At 40.7% G+C, this 805-nt stretch carries 1 protein-coding gene; it reads right to left on the bottom strand.

The genetic code is table 11. The features are described from left to right. Nucleotides 1-46: 46 nt before the first annotated feature. Nucleotides 47-736: a hypothetical protein gene (locus tag VZ95_RS24770; RefSeq protein WP_156995512.1), complete on the bottom strand. Its 690-nt coding sequence runs from the start codon at nt 734-736 to the stop codon at nt 47-49. Nucleotides 737-805 lie beyond the last annotated feature (69 nt).

Genomic DNA, 805 nt, shown 5'->3' with positions numbered 1-805 from the left:
GGCGGAATAAGATGTGCGAACGGCCCCGGAAGGGGCCGTTTTTAGTTTAGATAACAGAAATAGAAACGAAATCTTCGTCTAAAAGTGTATCTATATCATTATCGCGTAGGATGAAGATATTATAATTATCGTAGCCTAGATAGAATAGTAAGCGGCCAAAATTATTTTCAAATAAAATACCTGTGTCAACTAAGAAATTTTCTTTAAAGTCGGTTCTAAGGTGAAAAGGGACGCCTTTAAATTTTTCAACGTCTACCCCAAGTTCCCGTAGGATTGTTTCATCTGTTGTCGATTCATATGTTGATATAGTGTCTTTGTGCAAAAGACGAAAGGCTGTTTTGGGGGTTTCCAGAAATTTCTGATTGAATTTATCAATCTTACGTCCAAACCGGTCTATACTGCCACCCATGCTAATCATGAGATCTAGAAAAAAATCATCATTCTGTTTAAAATCCTGAATATCATTGTCGGATAAATAGCAAATTCTTAAGATTTCGCAAGAAGGTATTCCACTATAATCTTCTAATAAGCTAAAATGTAAATTGACACGCTCTGAAGATTTTATTTGAACGCACGAAGGGTTAAAGACATGCCCGTACTCACCCGTCATGCGGGATGTTGAATCCCGAACGTATAGAATATCTGTCCAGGGCTCTTGGCACAGAAGCTGTAACCGTTTTTTTTCTTCAAACGGAAGTGGGAAGAGTAAGGTATCGGGCTGAGCGTCAACGGACATCTTCCGACACCATAGCTGTTACCGCTGCCCCGTCGGCGTCGGGGCCTTATAGGGGCCGTCTTTGCTGCC

The sequence above is a fragment of the Elstera litoralis genome (assembly GCF_000963705.1).
Taxonomy (GTDB): domain Bacteria; phylum Pseudomonadota; class Alphaproteobacteria; order Elsterales; family Elsteraceae; genus Elstera; species Elstera litoralis.
Note: the sequence above shows the minus strand (reverse complement) of the source record. Positions and strands in the feature narration are given on the sequence as shown.